At 49.4% G+C, this 16,078-nt stretch carries 11 protein-coding genes; 6 read left to right on the top strand and 5 right to left on the bottom strand.

The annotated features are described in order from the left end of the window. The first annotated feature begins 139 nt into the window (after positions 1 to 139). The 4 genes from DW931_RS14260 to DW931_RS14245 all read left to right on the top strand — a co-directional run bounded on the left by DW931_RS14260 (position 140) and on the right by DW931_RS14245 (position 6,119). On the top strand, positions 140 to 658 hold the full coding sequence (locus DW931_RS14260; protein ID WP_117796632.1) for an Hsp20/alpha crystallin family protein: 519 nt from the start codon (positions 140 to 142) through the stop codon (positions 656 to 658). A 149-nt stretch (positions 659 to 807) separates the two neighbouring features. Continuing rightward, positions 808 to 1,968 carry a J domain-containing protein gene (locus DW931_RS14255; protein ID WP_117796631.1) on the top strand — a complete coding sequence of 387 codons (1,161 nt, stop codon included), beginning with the start codon at positions 808 to 810 and terminating at the stop codon, positions 1,966 to 1,968. A 561-nt stretch (positions 1,969 to 2,529) separates the two neighbouring features. Then, on the top strand, positions 2,530 to 4,371 hold the full coding sequence (locus DW931_RS14250; protein WP_107001723.1) for an NAD(P)-binding protein: 1,842 nt from the start codon (positions 2,530 to 2,532) through the stop codon (positions 4,369 to 4,371). After that, positions 4,365 to 6,119: a [FeFe] hydrogenase, group A gene (locus tag DW931_RS14245; RefSeq protein WP_118627000.1), complete on the top strand. Its 1,755-nt coding sequence runs from the start codon at positions 4,365 to 4,367 to the stop codon at positions 6,117 to 6,119. Before DW931_RS14250 ends, DW931_RS14245 begins: the two co-directional genes overlap by 7 nt. A gap of 116 nt (positions 6,120 to 6,235) precedes the next feature. On the opposite strand, the gene DW931_RS14240 is transcribed toward DW931_RS14245, so the two are convergent. The 5 genes from DW931_RS14240 to DW931_RS14220 form a co-directional block, all read right to left on the bottom strand. Further along, positions 6,236 to 7,198, bottom strand: a complete 963-nt coding sequence (locus DW931_RS14240; protein ID WP_022360666.1) for a carbohydrate kinase — start codon at positions 7,196 to 7,198, stop codon at positions 6,236 to 6,238. Positions 7,199 to 7,295: 97 nt separating this feature from the next. Further along, entirely contained in the window at positions 7,296 to 8,771 is a 1,476-nt protein-coding gene (locus DW931_RS14235) for a glycoside hydrolase family 32 protein (RefSeq protein WP_118481782.1), read from the bottom strand. A 36-nt stretch (positions 8,772 to 8,807) separates the two neighbouring features. After that, positions 8,808 to 9,794 (bottom strand): ABC transporter permease, encoded by a 987-nt coding sequence (locus DW931_RS14230; RefSeq protein ID WP_118473019.1) that lies wholly within the window; start codon positions 9,792 to 9,794, stop codon positions 8,808 to 8,810. Beyond that, the gene (locus DW931_RS14225; RefSeq protein WP_118481781.1) at positions 9,794 to 11,302 is read right to left on the bottom strand and encodes a sugar ABC transporter ATP-binding protein; all 1,509 of its coding nucleotides are present in this window, start codon (positions 11,300 to 11,302) and stop codon (positions 9,794 to 9,796) included. Before DW931_RS14225 ends, DW931_RS14230 begins: the two co-directional genes overlap by 1 nt. Positions 11,303 to 11,401: 99 nt before the next feature. Then, positions 11,402 to 12,430, bottom strand: a complete 1,029-nt coding sequence (locus DW931_RS14220; protein ID WP_118481780.1) for a sugar ABC transporter substrate-binding protein — start codon at positions 12,428 to 12,430, stop codon at positions 11,402 to 11,404. A 381-nt stretch (positions 12,431 to 12,811) separates the two neighbouring features. Here DW931_RS14220 and DW931_RS14215 point away from each other — a divergent pair, with 381 nt between their 5' ends. After that, positions 12,812 to 14,809, top strand: a complete 1,998-nt coding sequence (locus tag DW931_RS14215) for a LacI family DNA-binding transcriptional regulator (protein ID WP_118481779.1) — start codon at positions 12,812 to 12,814, stop codon at positions 14,807 to 14,809. A gap of 136 nt (positions 14,810 to 14,945) precedes the next feature. Beyond that, positions 14,946 to 16,078: AAA family ATPase (locus tag DW931_RS14210; RefSeq protein ID WP_118626999.1), on the top strand; the 1,133-nt coding region annotated here is incomplete at its 3' end.

Genomic DNA, 16,078 nt, shown 5'->3' with positions numbered 1-16,078 from the left:
ACAGCTAGAACAAAGGAGAGGAACAAGGAAATGAGAACAAGCTTGTTGCCGCCGATGTTTTCACATAGATGTTAAGATGTTACTGGGCACGTATGCGTGAACAGTAACGTTAAGATAATACGAAAAGGAGAGATGACTTATGTATATGCCGAGTATTTTTAATAATAGTGTATTTGATAACTTTGATAACTGGATGGATTTTTCCTTCCCAAGCTTTAACCAGAGACTGTATGGTGCTTCCTCTTCCCAGCTGATGAAGACGGATGTCAAGGAAACCGATAAGGATTATGAAGTTTCCATCGACCTGCCGGGCTTTAAGAAAGAAGAGCTCCAGATTGAACTAAAAGATGGTTATCTGACCGTCAGCGGTTCGAAGGAAGTTTCTTCCACGGAAGAGCCGAAGGAAAATCAGAAGGATGCCAAAACCACAGAGTCGGATGCTTCCAAGAAAGATGATAAAGCCGAGCAGAAGCCGGTTAAATACATCCGTCAGGAACGTTACAGCGGAAACGTAAGCAGAAGCTTCTACGTCGGCGAGAACCTAGAGGAAAAGGATATCCATGCCAAATTTGAAAATGGCACTCTGACCCTGACCTTCCCGAAAGAGCTGAAAAAGAAAGCAGCTGAAGAGAAACATTTCGTTTCCATCGAAGGTTAATATAAAAACGGCTGTGGCTCACACCTGATAATATCAGCAGCCAGTTTAGAAGCTGTCGCAGGAATGCGGCAGCTTCTATCATACCCAATCTTTTATCATAACCTAAATAATTGAAACCTAAATCACTGCACATACGGAGGTGATAATCGATGGCAGAGAAAAGAGACTATTATGACATACTGGGGATAAAACGGGATGCCAGTGCGGAGACGATCAAAAAAGCATTCCGGAAACTTGCCAAAAAGTATCACCCGGATTCCAATGCCGGTAATCCCCAGGCAGAGCAGATGTTTAAGGATGTCAACGAAGCCTACTCCATCTTAAGTGATCCGGAGAAGCGAAAACTCTACGATCGCTTCGGTCACGCTGCGTTTGACCCGAACAGTGCCGCATACGGCACAACTGGCGGTTCCGGCGCTTCTGGAGATCCATTTGGCTCTGGCTTCGGCGGTGCCGGTCAAGGTGGTGCCTGGCATTACCAGAGTGGTCCAGGCGGTTACGCAGAGTACCATTTCACTGGGGATGACATGGGCGATATGGGTGACATTTTCGGAGATATGTTTGGCGGTATGTTCCGCGGCAAGAGTTCGGGTGGCAGCTCCCGCAGCCGCCATTTTACGGGCGGATCTGGGGCTCATTTTACCAGCGGTTCCGATTTTGGTGGTTCCAGCGCTCATTTTGGCGGCGGTTCTAGCTTCGGCGGCAGCCAGAGCTTTTACGGTGCTGGCTTTCAGGAGAAAGGTTCTGACCTCACGTCCGAAGTAACCGTAAGTTTCGATGAAGCAGTATCCGGCTGTGAGAAAATCATTACCCTGCAGAACCCACAGACCGGCAAGCGCCAGTCTTTACAGGTTCACATCCCAGCGGGCATCGATACCGGTAAATCTATCCGTCTGAAAGGAAAGGGCATGCCGGGAACGGGCGGCGGCGAGGCGGGCGATCTTCTTTTAAATATCACCGTCACCGCAAAACCGGGATGGGAGCGCAAGGAGATGGACGTTTACTCGACCGTCCGCATTCCGTTTACCACCGCAGTCTTCGGCGGTGAGGCGCTGGTTTCCACCCTGTACGGCAATGTCCTGTGCAAGATCGCAGCCGGGACGCAGTCGGGAACCAAGATTAAATTAAAGGGAAAAGGCGTTGTTTCCATGAAGAATCCGTCCATCCATGGTGATCAGTACGTGACAGTTCAGATCGATGTTCCGAACCATCTGACCCCTGAGGCAGAACAGAAACTTCGCGAATTTGAACACGCCTGTGGACTGGATAAAAATGGTCACGGCGGACATAACGGCAGGAGCGCAGCTTGACGGCTCCTGCCGTTTTTATCTCAGTCGAGAAGACTCCCACCTCTTCAGGTGGTAAGTAATAGCAAATTTGTCTCAGTGGGAGTTGGGTCTCCGACTGAGATAAACGCTCCGCGAGGATGCGCAGTGATTCTGATAGGAATATGTCAGCTTCGCTGACCAGAATCACGCGCCACGTCTCACGGACGTTCGACTTGAATTTCTCAATTTGCAGGCACACCTATTCCAAGCTGCACCCGCGTTTCCCGCCTGGACATTTCATCAGTCAAAAAACATTTTCACTTTTATGATTTTTAATTTAATTTTTTATATGCAAATGAACTTCTATTTTTCTATTATGAAATCATTTCATTTTTCTACTTTTCCGTTTTTTCTTCTTTTTCTCCCTCCCTGCCTCTGTTTTCTTGTCTATTTTTTCTGTTTTTCTCACTATGAATTGTATCTTTTTAGATAATTTATCATAACCCTTGTATCTAATCTCTTATTTATGTTATACTAAAACCAATATTTTATCGAAAATATATCGTTTATTTTTTCACACTTATGAAAGGAGTTACACACCCTATGAGCAGACTCGTCATTCCAACCAACAGCGAGGCTCAGAATGTCGTAGAGGGACTTTATAAGGATCTGGAGCGGCGTATCATCGCCAGCCCGCCGGGCCTGTGTCCTGTCGATCTGACCGCTGCATTTTTAAAAATGTGCCATGCACAAACCTGCGGCAAATGTGTTCCCTGCCGAATCGGTCTCGCGCAGCTCTCCAATCTTCTGGAAGACATCCTGAACGGAAAAGGAACCATGAAGCATTTAACCATGCTGGAGGAAACAGCCCGTGTCATCGAAAGCACGGCTGACTGTGCCATCGGCTATACCGCTGCCCAGATGGTTTTAAAAGGACTGGACGGCTTCAAAGAGGATTTTATGGAACATATCTTACACAACCGCTGCCGCAGTAATCTTGATCAGCCGGTTCCCTGTGTAGCTCTGTGCCCGGCCGGAGTTGATATTCCGGGTTACATCGCCCTGACCGGTGAAGGACGCTATGCCGATGCAGTCCGCCTGATCCGCAAGGATAACCCATTCCCAACCGCCTGTGCGCTGGTATGCGAACATCCATGTGAGTCCCGCTGCCGCCGCAACATGCTGGATAATTCTATCAATATCCGCGGTATCAAGCGTGTAGCTGTGGATATGGCAGGATATGTACCGGCACCGGTCTGTCCAACCTCCACCGGCAAGCGCATCGCGATCATCGGCGGCGGCCCCAGCGGCCTGAGCGCTGCTTATTATCTGCAGCTGATGGGACATCAGACCACTGTATTTGAAAAACGCAAGAAACTCGGCGGCATGCTGCTGTACGGAATTCCAAGCTACCGCCTGCCACGAGAGCGCCTGCAGGATGATATCAATGTCATTCTGGAAACCGGTGTGGAAGTCCGTCTTGAAACTTCGGTCGGAAACGATCCAGGACAGCTGTCTCTGGATGAACTCCGCAAAGAATATGATGCTATCTACATCGCCATCGGCGCTCATAGTGATAAAAAGATTGGTATTGAGGGAGAAGATGCCGGCGGTGTTATCTCCGCTGTCGAATTCCTCCGTGCTATCGGCGACGGCAAATATCCGGATCTTACCGGAAAGAAGGTCTGTGTCATCGGCGGCGGCAACGTAGCCATGGACGTAGCCCGTTCTTCTGTCCGCCTGGGTGCAGACAAGGTGGCAGTTGCCTACAGACGCCGCAAAGCTGATATGACAGCTCTTCCGGAAGAGGTTGAAAGTGCCATGGCTGAAGGCGTAGAGATCATGGAACTTTACGCACCGGAGCGGATTGAAGCAGACGAGGACGGCCAGGTAAAAGCTCTCTGGGTAAGCCAGCAGATGCCGGGAGAAATCCGCGGCGGACGTCCTTCACCGAAGGCTATCGGCACCGACTCTATCCCGGTTGAATGTGATATCGTCATCGCAGCTGTGGGGCAGGGCATCGAAAGCCGTTACTTCGTAGAACAGGGTATCGACGCAAAATGGGGCATCATCCAGGCAACCGGATGGACCTCCATTCAGAATATGCCGGGTATTTTCGCCGGAGGCGACTGTGCAACCGGACCGGCAACCGTGATCCGTGCAATCGCTGCCGGCAAGGTAGCCGCAGCCAACATCGACCAGTATCTCGGCTACAACCACGAGATTACCTGCGATGTGAAGATTCCGGAACCGGATCTCTCCGACCGTACTCCTTGCGGACGTGTCAACCTGACAGAGCGTCCTGCCGGAGAACGCAAATGTGACTTTACACTTACCGAATGCGGCATGAGCCTCAAGGAGGCTGGCCAGGAAGCCAGACGCTGCCTGCGCTGTGATCACTTCGGTTATGGAAACTTCAAAGGAGGGCGGACCACATCATGGTAAATACGAATCTTGTATCCATCAAAATTAATAATATACCACTGCAGGTTCCAGAAGGAACCCGGATTCTGGACGCCTGTCGCGACAACGGTTTTCACGTTCCTTATCTTTGCTATCTGAAAGATATCAATGAGATCGGTGCCTGCCGTGTCTGCGTTGTAGAAGTGAAGGGAATCCACCATCTCGTTACCTCCTGCAACAACCAGGTTCAGGAAGGCATGGAGATTCTCACAAACTCCCCGCGGGTCCGCGAAGCCCGCAAGATCAACGTGGAACTGCTTCTTTCCCAGCATCACACCAATTGTCCCACCTGTGTGCGCAGTTCCAACTGTGAATTAAAACAGGTGGCAAGTGATCTGAACCTGACCGTTGACCGTTATAAAAACGAATATCCGGAAATGATCTGGACTTCTACTTTCCCACTGATCCGTGATGCAGGAAAATGTATCAAATGCATGCGCTGCGTCCAGATCTGCGACAAGCTCCAGACCTTAAATATCTGGGATGTGTCCGGAACCGGTTCCCATACAACCGTCGATGTTTCCCACAATCTGGAAATCAAAGAATCCGACTGTTCTCTCTGCGGACAGTGCGTTACCCACTGCCCGACTGCCGCTCTCCAGGAGCGGGATGATGTGGAAGCCATCAATGGTATCCACGGTGAACTGGCAAATGATGACAAGGTAACCGTAGCGGTTGTCGCTCCGGCTGTCCGGGCCGCATGGGGTGAAGAATTTGGTCTTTCCCCGGAATTTGCTACTGACAGACGTTTCGTATCCACCTTAAAATCCGTTGGATTTGACTATGTATTCGATGTTGACTTTGCAGCCGATCTGACCATCATGGAGGAAAGCAACGAGCTTTTAGCCCGCTTACAGCAGCCGGATAAATACAGCTGGCCAATGTTCACCTCCTGCTGCCCTGGCTGGGTCAGCTTTGCAAAGAGCCAGTATCCGGAGCTTCTGCCGCAGCTTTCCACTGCCAAGTCCCCGCAGCAGATGTTCGGTGCTGTCATCAAAACTTATTTTGCACAGAAAAAAGGCCTTGCACCGAAAAATATCACCTGTGTTTCCATCATGCCGTGTATGTCCAAGAAGCGCGAACTGACTCTTCCGGGCATGGACAGCGCCGGAACCGGACAAGATATTGATTATGTTCTGACCACCCGTGAGATATGCCGTCTCATCAAGGCCGATCATATCGATGTATCCAGACTTCCGGAGTGTGATTTTGACGATCCTCTCGGTGAAGCAACCGGAGCCGGTGTGATCTTCGGTGCCAGCGGCGGCGTACTGGAAGCAGCGCTTCGTACCGCTTACCACACCGTAACCGGTGAAAATCCGGAGATCGGCGAACAGAGTCCGCTGAAGGTTCTGCGTCAGATCGGTTCCTTTAAGGAACTGGAAATCGATATCAAGGGTGTGAAACTGCACTGTGCAGCACTCAGCAGCCTAGGAGAAGCCAGACGCCTCATTCAGGCGATGAAACGCGGCGAATGCCACTATGATTTCGTTGAAGTCATGGCATGTCCGGGCGGATGCATCAACGGCGGCGGTCAGCCGATCCGCCCATCCTTCCAGAATAAGCCGAAGGACTGCGCAGACCGCGACCAGTGCCTGCGTGCTTATGATGTAAACAGCGCAATCCGCTTCAGCCATGAAAACCAGGCCGTTCAGACACTGTATGACGAGTATCTTGAAGCTCCGTTATCCGATCGTGCACATCATTTGCTGCATGTGGAGGAATATTAATATATCCAAACGGTCACACAACAAAACCCCAGAGAGTTGCCACTCTCTGGGGTTTTGTGTCATTCACAGATGAACAATCTGAGGCTAGTTACCAACTACTTACTCCATCTTTTCTTCTAGCCTCTCAGCCGCTCTTCAATCTCCTCCATCTCCGGAATTGCCGAGATTCCGCCGCGGCGTTCGACGCACAGGCTTGCCACTGCGTTGCCGACCCTGCCAAACTGAATCATCTGCGCCCGGGTCAGGTGTTCCGGTGAGGTTTCTTCCTGCAGATAGGAGGCGAGAAAACCTCCCCAGAAGGAATCACCAGCGCCGGTTGTATCGACCGCATGGGAGGAAAAGCCCTCCGCTTTTATGATTCCATTTTCATTGCCGATCAGGGCGCCATCTCTTCCGAGCGTCACTGCCACCAGGTGCACGCCCTGACGGAGCAGATACTGAATCGCTTCCTCCGGGTCCTGATACGGGGTCAGAAGCGAGGTTTCTTCATCCGAAATCTTCATCATATCTACATAGGGAATCAGCGACTGCATCCGAAGCTGTGCGGTCTCCGGATCACTCCAGAGCGCCGCCCGGTAGTTCGGATCGTAGGAAATCACCGCACCGCTGTTTCTAGCAATATTGATCGCCTCATATGTTGCCGTCCGGGATGGATCATCGGTCAGCGACAGGGAACCGACATGAAATACTCTCGTATTTTCCAGGATCTCCGGATCGATCTCTTTCATGCACAGATTCGTATCTGCCCCCGGCTTTCTCGCAAAGGCAAATTCGCGCTCCCCGTTTTCTTTCAGGCTTACAAATGCAAGCGTGGTAAAATACTTCTCATCCTGAATCAGGTTGTCCGTATTGATACCTGCCCGGATCAGGGTTTCCTTCAGGAAATCGCCGTGCATATCCTTACCCACCTTGCCAATAAATGCTGTCTTCCTTCCAAATTTCGCAGCAGCCGCCAGCAGATTGGCCGGCGCACCTCCCGGATTCTGCTCAAACAGACGCATTCCCTGCTGTGAAACACCTGCTGGAGTAAAATCAATCAGAAGCTCTCCCAGCGCTGTGATGTCTGTTTTTATTCTCATACGAATCATCCTCCGTATTACAAGTTATATCAATGGTGCCGCCATCCAGCCCTCTCACAGGCGGACAGCCACATCCGTTCGTCTCTCACAAGGAATTTTACTTCCGAATCGCGATATTTGCAAATTCTACTTTCGCGTCCTGCGCCAGCAGACCGATCTCGTACTCCGGTTTCCGGAAAATACGATAGGTAAATGCCACCTGCTCGCCCACGAACACCTCAACCATATCATGATCCACCGAAATCTTTACATCAATTGCCTGTCCATCTTTAATCTCAAAGGTCTTCTCAGCCACCCGAACGCCATCCGGTCCCGGTTCGGTTGCCTTCGGAACTGCCTGGCAGGACTGCTCCCAGAACGGGTCAACTCCCATCGGCAGGGACAGAAGGGACACTCGCTGCATCGCCACATCAAACTCTAAGAACAGGCAGCCGCTTGCCTCCCAGTCGGATTTCAACAGGATTCCGAAGGAATCATTCGCTTCTTTCGGGATCACCGTGCCGGTAAACAGGAACTTTTCTTCCGGCTGCTCCAGGAAACCATACGCGGTTGTCCCGCATCCATCCAGCTCAACCGTTGTATCTCCATACAGCTTGTATTCTCCCATGACCGGAAGGTATTTCCAGTCAACTTTCTCTTTAAAGCAGTTTACATATTCTTCCGGAAGCTTCACGTCCAGCTGTCCATCTGCCGTTGCAACGACCTCATGCGGAATACAGAACGTGCCGCCCCAGTACCACTCGCCGCGGTCGCTGTTTTCTGCACGGTCATGCGCCCAGGCAAAGTAGAAACGGCGCCCGTTGTCATCCTGCATGGATTTAGCTGCATAGAAGCGGCGTCCGCCGATGCCGTCTTTCTTCGGCTTTTTCCACGGTCCAAACGGAGATTTGGAAGTGCGGTAAATCGTGTTGACAAACTCGGAAAAGCGGGAATAGGAAAGATACCAGGTATCGCCTATCTTGTACATCTCGCTGCATTCCGGACAATTCGTATTGCCTGCCGAATACAACGGACCATAATACTCCCAGTTCACCAGATCCTTCGAGCGGTACAGGACAATACAGCCGCGTCTTGTCACCGGCATATCAAGCCGTCTCGCCGAGATCAGAATCCAGTAGCATTTATCTTCCTCATTATAAAATACATACGGATCACGCCAGTCCAGCTTTTCATATAACTCTATCATCGGCGTGATAACCGGGTTTGCCGCATCCTTCGTCCAGGTGATACCATCCTCGCTCGTCGCATGGCAGATCGTCTGCTGATATTCTGCCGTCAGGCAGTAACCCGTATAGAATGCGTGATATTTTCCTTCGCCGTAGATAACCGAGCCCGTCCACACGCCGGACGCATCCGGCTCATCGCCCTCGCCCGGATACAGGGCTGTCGGCAGCTCCTCCCAGTGCACCAGATCCTCCGAAACAGAGTGGCTCCATGTAGTACGCAGTCTCGCCGGATATACCGTGGTTCCTGGCGGGGATGTCAGTGAAAAAATATGATATTTACCTTCATGATAAAACGGAATCGCGTCACCGGTCGAATCCGCAAATGACATTTTTCTGAAAAAGTCCATTCTTCTCTCCTTGCCTTTCTAAATGTGCTCTTGGAATCATTTCTTTTTTCTGAGGAGTGCCAGATTGCCCTTCTGGGAATCCAGTACAACCGCGCAGGCAATGATCAGACCCTTTACAATCAGCTGCCAGTAGGAGCTGACACCGATCAGATTCAGACCATTGGAAATAATACCGATTACCATCGCACCGAATACTGTGCCGCTGATACGTCCGCGTCCACCTGCCATCGAGGTTCCGCCGAGGACACAGGCTGCGATCGCATCCATCTCATAGCCACTTCCGACGGACGGCTGTCCGGAATACATTCTCGATGCCAGAACCAGACCTGCAAACGCCGCCAGAGCGCCCGACAATGTAAACACGATGATCTCGACTTTCTTGATCGGAACACCTGAGAGACGCGCCGCCTCACGGTTTCCGCCGATTGCATACACATAGGTACCAAATTTTGTTTTAGAAAGCAGAAAACTAAATACGATAATTAAAATAATCATATAGACAACCGGCAGCGGAATAATGTTAAACAGATAACCCGTTCCGATTGCAATGAAAAACTTATCCGTAATACGGGTGGACTGTCCGCCCGAATATACATACGCGATACCGTTGCAGACATTCATCATTGCCATCGTAATGATAAATGCCGGAACACGGAATTTCGATACAACCATACCATCAATCAGACCAGCCACAACACCGATGATGATGCCAGCCGCAATCGCTACGCCAATCGGAAGTCCCTGATTAACTACAAATCCTACCGTCAGAGTTCCGCTCATCGCTACGATCGCGCCAACTGCCAGATCGATGTGTCCGAGAATAATAATCAACGTCATTCCCAGTGCAATGTATGTATTAATGGAAATCTGTCTGAGCACTGAAATGATATTGCTCGGTGTCAAAAATTTATCGGTTGCCAGTGCGACTACCACACATAAGATAACCAGCACTCCAATAATTCCTGTATTTCCGGTAAATACCGAGAGTACCGAATTGCCTGCTGTACTTTTCTTTCCGTTCATCACTCTTCGCCTCCTGCTGCATACTGCATGATTCTCTCCTGATCCAGTTCTTCTCTTCCGAGTATTCCCGTCATTCTTCCCGCCTTGATGACACATACGTTATCGCACATATTGATGATCTCCGGCAGCTCGCTGGATACCATGATAACGGCGATACCCGCTTTCGCCAGCTCATTAATAACGGAATAAATCTCAAACTTCGCATTGACATCGACACCTCTCGTCGGCTCGTCCAGAATCAGGACATCCGGCTTGATTGCCAGCCATTTTCCAAGGACAATCTTCTGCTGGTTTCCGCCGGAAAGACTTCCCGCTTCCACCAGTTCCACCCGGTCTGCCACTGCTTTGATATGAAGCTTTTCTTTATAATAATCAATCACTTCCTGACATTTCCGGTCGCTGATGGCAATTCCGTTAATATAAGAGTCAATCGATGCCAGCGTGAGGTTAAAACCGACCGTATTGCCAAGGACAAGTCCCTGTTTTTTCCGATCCTCCGGCACCAGTCCGATGCCCGCCTTGATTGCCTGGATCGGTGTCGTGAAGCGGACTTCCTTTCCATTTAAAAGAATGGTTCCGCTCTGGTATTTTCTGGCTCCAAAGATACATTCCATGATCTCGCTTCGTCCGGCTCCGACCAGACCCGCAAATCCCAGGATCTCTCCCTTTCTTACCCGGAAGCTGATATCTGAGAACACACCCTCACAGGTTAAATTCTTCACTTCCAACGCCGTTTCTGCATGTCCCAGATCGTTGTAATCTCTGGCATAGAAGCTCTCTAACTCCCGTCCTACCATCATGGCTACCAGCTCGTTCGCATTCGTCTCCGATGTTTTTTTCGTTCCCACATAGGCGCCATCGCGGATGATGGTAACCCGATCCGAGATCCGGAACAGTTCTTCCATACGGTGGGAAATATATATAATGCTTACCTGTTTTGCTTTTAATCTCTCAATGATTCCAAATAACTGTTCTACCTCGTCATTGGAAAGGGAGGACGTCGGCTCGTCCATGACGATGATCCGTCCGTCGAAGGATACCGCCTTTACAATCTCAACCATCTGCTGCTGGGCGATCGTCAAAGATTCTACCAGCGTATCCGGGTGGATATTGACCCCGAGGTTTGCCAGCATCTCGCCTGCCCGGCGGTTCGTCTCCCGCATATCCACGGTGCCGAATTTCGTCTTGATTTCCCGTCCCAGGAACAGGTTCTGCGCGACCGTCAGATACGGAACCAGGACGATCTCCTGATGTATGATTCCGATTCCTTTCTCCTGGGCGTCCGAAACACCATTTATCTCAACTTCCTGACCATTAATCTCGATTGTCCCGCTGTCCGGTTTATAAATTCCTCCAAGGACCTTGATAAGCGTTGATTTACCCGCTCCATTTTCTCCCAGAAGCGCATGAACCTCGCCCATTTCCAGGGAAAAATTGATCCCTGACAATGCATAGATCCCGGAAAAACTTTTCTTGATATCTATCATTTCCAGAATTGTTTTTCCCATAGAACCCTCCGTTTTTTAGAAATGCGGCAATGAACCCCATCGCCGCATTTTCCATGTTTTATTTTATTTCACGTAACTGTTAAGCTTCCTCGCAGTTCATTACTGCCAGTCGTTCAGAGTCTTCTCTGCCTCTTCTTTCTCTACCAGATGGGAATCCAGATATACTTTCTTCTCATCGATTGCGGTATCGCCGCCTACATATTTCTCAGCTGCGTCAAATGCATATTCTGCAATCTGAAGCGGAACCTGGCATGCAACTGCGGTGAACTCGCCGTCTAAGAGTGCCTGTTTTCCATCCGGGGATGCATCGATGCTATATACACCGATCTCGCCGGTCTTGTTTGCTGCCTTGATAGCTGCTGCCGCACCCAGGGCAGACGGGTCATTGATACAGAAGAATGCTTCCAGATCCGGGTTTGCTGTGATGATATCCTCAGCCAGTCCCATCGACTGATCGAGCGCTGCACCGCCATCCTGCTGTGCTACAATCTCAAATTTATCTTTCTGATCGCCAAGACCCTCAAGGAAACCATTGACACGATCCACGCAGCTTTCATTGGACGGGAAATCCAGAACTGCAATCTTTGCGCCATCCGGATAATCTTTCGTCATCTGCTCGCCCACTAACTGACCTGCCATGTATGCGTTGGTTCCAACGAACTGTGTCACGAACTGTTCGATATCATCATCGATGACTGCGGTATCTACGTTGAAAATCGGAATGCCTGCGTCTGCAATCTCAGCCAGTCCGGAGGTAATACCTGCGGAGTCAACCGGGATAACAAACACTGCATCGTAACCGCTGTTTGCACAGTCAGATAACTGGCTGAGCTGCTTGTTTAAATCATAATCTGGATCCAGGCAGGTGTAGGAAATGCCGTTTTCCTTGCACAGCTCGCTGAGCTTTGCATCAATGGAACTCTGGAAAGTATTATTTAAAGTATTCGTACAGAATGCAAACGATAAATCGCTGGTCTTTGCCTCAGCTTCCTGCGTATCTGCCGCTGCCTCAGAAGCATCAGCTGCCGCTGTTGTATCGGTACTGCTGGAAGAGCTGCATCCTGCCAGCATTGCTGCCATCATGCAAACTGAAAGACCTGCTGCTGTAAATCTAAGACTTTTTTTCATAAATCTGATCCTCCTCTTACTTCATCACTGTTTAGTGCATTTCAAACGGATTGTTATAGTTTTCTTTTTATTTTTACGTAAAAATTTTTCTCTCTGGAAGGAGTCTCCCTGTCTGATATCTAGATATTACTCTATCCCATGCCCTTTCGTCAATACTCTTTTGGCATATTGCACTAATTTCAGCGATATATTCATCCTGTTTTATTGATATTTATGCACTTCTACCGCTCTTTCTAATTTTTTACGTAAATTTTATTTACCTTATCGTTTTGCTCCTATTTTTGTGCTATAATCAAAAAAAGAAACACAAAACTGCGGCAAATTCAAATCCAGCCGCGCAGGAACAGCCGGACTAAATCCGTACCAGCAAGGGGGAGTTTTATGACCATCAAAGAAATCGCCGCAAAGGCAGGCGTCTCCATCGCCACCGTTTCCCATGTTATCAACCATACGCGCTATGTCAGCCCGGAACTGGTGGATAAAATCGAAGCTATTATTGAAGAAAGTGGATATTCTGAAAAAATCAAAAAAAAGGTGCGTAAAATCCGCAGCGGACGCAGTTCACAGATTGTCGCTGTCTTTCCAAATATCAAGAGCGCGCTCTACTGCGATCTGTGCAATCAGCTGCAGTCCTACGCGACCAGCCAGGGCTATCAGTTTTACACCGCCGTCACCAACGACAACCTGGAAGAGGAGAAAAGCATCCTGCAAAACTTAATCTCCAGTGCCAAGACCATCGGCATCTTTCTCTCCCCGGCAAGCAGCAATCCGGCTACCTATTCATTTCTCTATGAATCCGGTATCCCGTTTGTCTGTGTCGAACGATTCATCGATGACGATGTCACTCCACGGATCCTTTTTGATTACACCAAAGCATTTCACTCCGCTACTTCCTATTTTTTTGAGAGCGGACACGAAAATGTGCTGTTTCTGGTAGAAAAAACAGACAGCCTCGCCAAACAGGACAAGATTGCCGGATATGAGCGGGCGCTTCTCTCCGCCAACCATACCCTGAGCAGTTCCTGCATCGCGGAGATCAATCTGTATCAGTCCAGTGATACCATCAGCCTGAATATTCAGAAAAGCATCACCCGGTATCTCCCCACCGCTATCATCGCCGGTGGAAACCGGCTGACTATGTTTCTTCTCAAGGCGCTGCGGGAGCTGGGAAAAGACTGTCCGCGCGATATTTCCATCATCGGATTTGACGATATGCTCTGGTGCGAGCTGACCGCCCCACCGCTATCCTGCATCCACCGGGACATCGACCAGATGGCAGAACTCGCCTCGCAGGCACTCTTTGACGAGATCAACCACCTCTCCGGCGCGCCTTTGACCCGCTATGCAGATGTAGAGCTGATTTTGCGTGATTCCACCCGGATCATCGACAACGGTCCGCTCGGTGAACACGCCGTCTCCCCGGACAGCATCCGCCTCTCCAAGGAGGAAAAACAGCTTTTGCGAACTGGAAATTACCGCGTCGCCATCTCCTTCCACTACACTGGAACCGCCTGGGCTGCCCTGCATCAGAAAGGCATCCGGGATGAACTGGAACAGTACGGAATCGATATTATTTCCACCATGGACGCCCATTTTGATCCTGCCCTCCAGAATATGCAGCTCGAAAGCATCAAAATGCAGCACCCAGACGCCGTCATCGCCATCCCCACCGACGATGTCCAGACGGGTCCGGCATTTCAGGAATTGTCCAAAATGACGCGGCTGGTCTTTTTAAGCAATGTCCCGCAGAATTTCAGCCGGAACAATTACGTCTCCTGTATCTCCGTCAATGAGCGGGAAAATGGCACCAATACAGGGCGCATGATCGGTGAATATCTGAAAGAAAAACCGCACGCCAAAGTCGGCTTCATCATCCACGGTGCCATGTTTTATGGCACTACCGAGCGTGATAACTGTGCCGAAAAAATATTAAGGGAATCCTATCCCGACATTGAAATCACTGCCAGAAAGGGATTTATTCAAATTGAAAATGCCTACAAGGTATGCTATGAGATGATAAACGAGCACCCGGATATTCAGGCGCTCTATGTGAGCTGGGACCGCCCCGCCCTGCTCGCCATCAAGGCCCTAAAAGCTTTGAACCGGACAGATATTGCTGTCTTTACCACAGATCTGGATTTTGAGATTGCAGAAGAAATGAATCAAGGATTTGTAAAAGGACTCAGCACCCAGAGACCATATGACCAGGGAAAAGCGGCCGCTCTTGCAGTCGCCAAATCCCTGGTCAGTGATAACGTTCCTAAATATATTGGAGTGCAGCCCTATGTAGTTCATGAAAAACAGCTGAAACGTGCCTGGAAGGATATTTTCTTTGAGGCACTGCCGGAGGAGCTGGGGGAGAAGCAAATGGGTCAGTAGCTATTTTCCAAACCCATACACCTCTTCCGAACATGAGCGCATCCCGCTTTCTTTTAAAATCTTGCCAACCACCTCCCCCCATGATATGATAAAGTTATTCGTAACAATTCCGTATCTTCCGAAAGGAGCATCGTCGATGACACCCTTAAAAATCCCTGTTGGTATTTCTGATTTTAAAAAGCTGCGCGAAAACGGCTATTATTATATTGACAAAAGCGGGCTGATCGCTGATCTTCTGACGAATAACTCGGAAGTCACCCTGATTACCCGCCCGCGTCGTTTTGGAAAAACACTGGCGATGAGTATGCTTGCCAATTTTTTTGATATTCGAAAAAAAAGCCAGAATCTTTTTACCGGACTTCAAATCGAATCTCGCCCAGATCTATGCCAGGCATGGATGAATCAATTTCCAACGCTCTTTCTGACCTTTAAGGATGTAGACGGACTGGATTATGCTTCTGCCAGGGATATGCTCCGCTCCCAGATTGCCCGTCTCTGCAATGAACACAGCTATCTGGCAGACAGCCCTTCAGTTAATGAAAATGATCGAAAAGAATTTATACAGCTTGCCGATATTGTCGATGGAAAGCCGACAGATACTATGTTAAAAACCAGCATTCTGCTCTTGATGCGTATGATGCAGGCACATTTCCAGAAACCCGTCATTCTGCTTCTGGATGAATATGATGTGCCGCTTGCCAAAGCCAGCGCAAATGGTTATTATCCACAGATGCTGGAACTGATGAAATCTCTCATGAGTACAGCACTGAAAGATAACAGTACCCTGCGTTTTGCCACTATTACCGGCTGTCTGAAAATCGCAAAGGAAAGTATCTTTACGGGAACCAACAATTTTGTTTCCGACACTATTTCCTCTTCTTCACTGGATGAATATTTTGGATTTACCCAGGCTGACATGGAAAAGCTTCTTCTGGATGCTGATATGCTTGATCGGGCTTCGCAAATCAAGGCGTGGTATGACGGCTATCACTTCGGTGCTTCGGATGTCTACTGTCCGTGGGATGTAATGAATTATCTTCTCGACTGCCAGAAAAAGCCAGATGCAAGACCCATCGGTTACTGGAAAAATACCAGCGATAACGCGATCATCCGTTCGTTTATCGACTATGCCGGAAGCAATATCACGATGAAGCTGGAGGCGCTTCTTTCCGGAGGCTATATTCTTCAGCATGTGGAAGAAAATCTGACGTATGATTACCTCCATTCCTCCGAAGATAATCTGTGGAGTATCCTGTATCTTACCGGCTA

Origin of the sequence: Clostridium sp. AM43-3BH (assembly GCF_003479985.1) — a bacterium.
In the GTDB taxonomy this organism is placed as follows: domain Bacteria; phylum Bacillota; class Clostridia; order Lachnospirales; family Lachnospiraceae; genus Otoolea; species Otoolea fessa.
The sequence above is the reverse complement of the archived record's forward strand: the minus strand, read 5'-3'. Positions and strand labels throughout refer to the sequence as shown.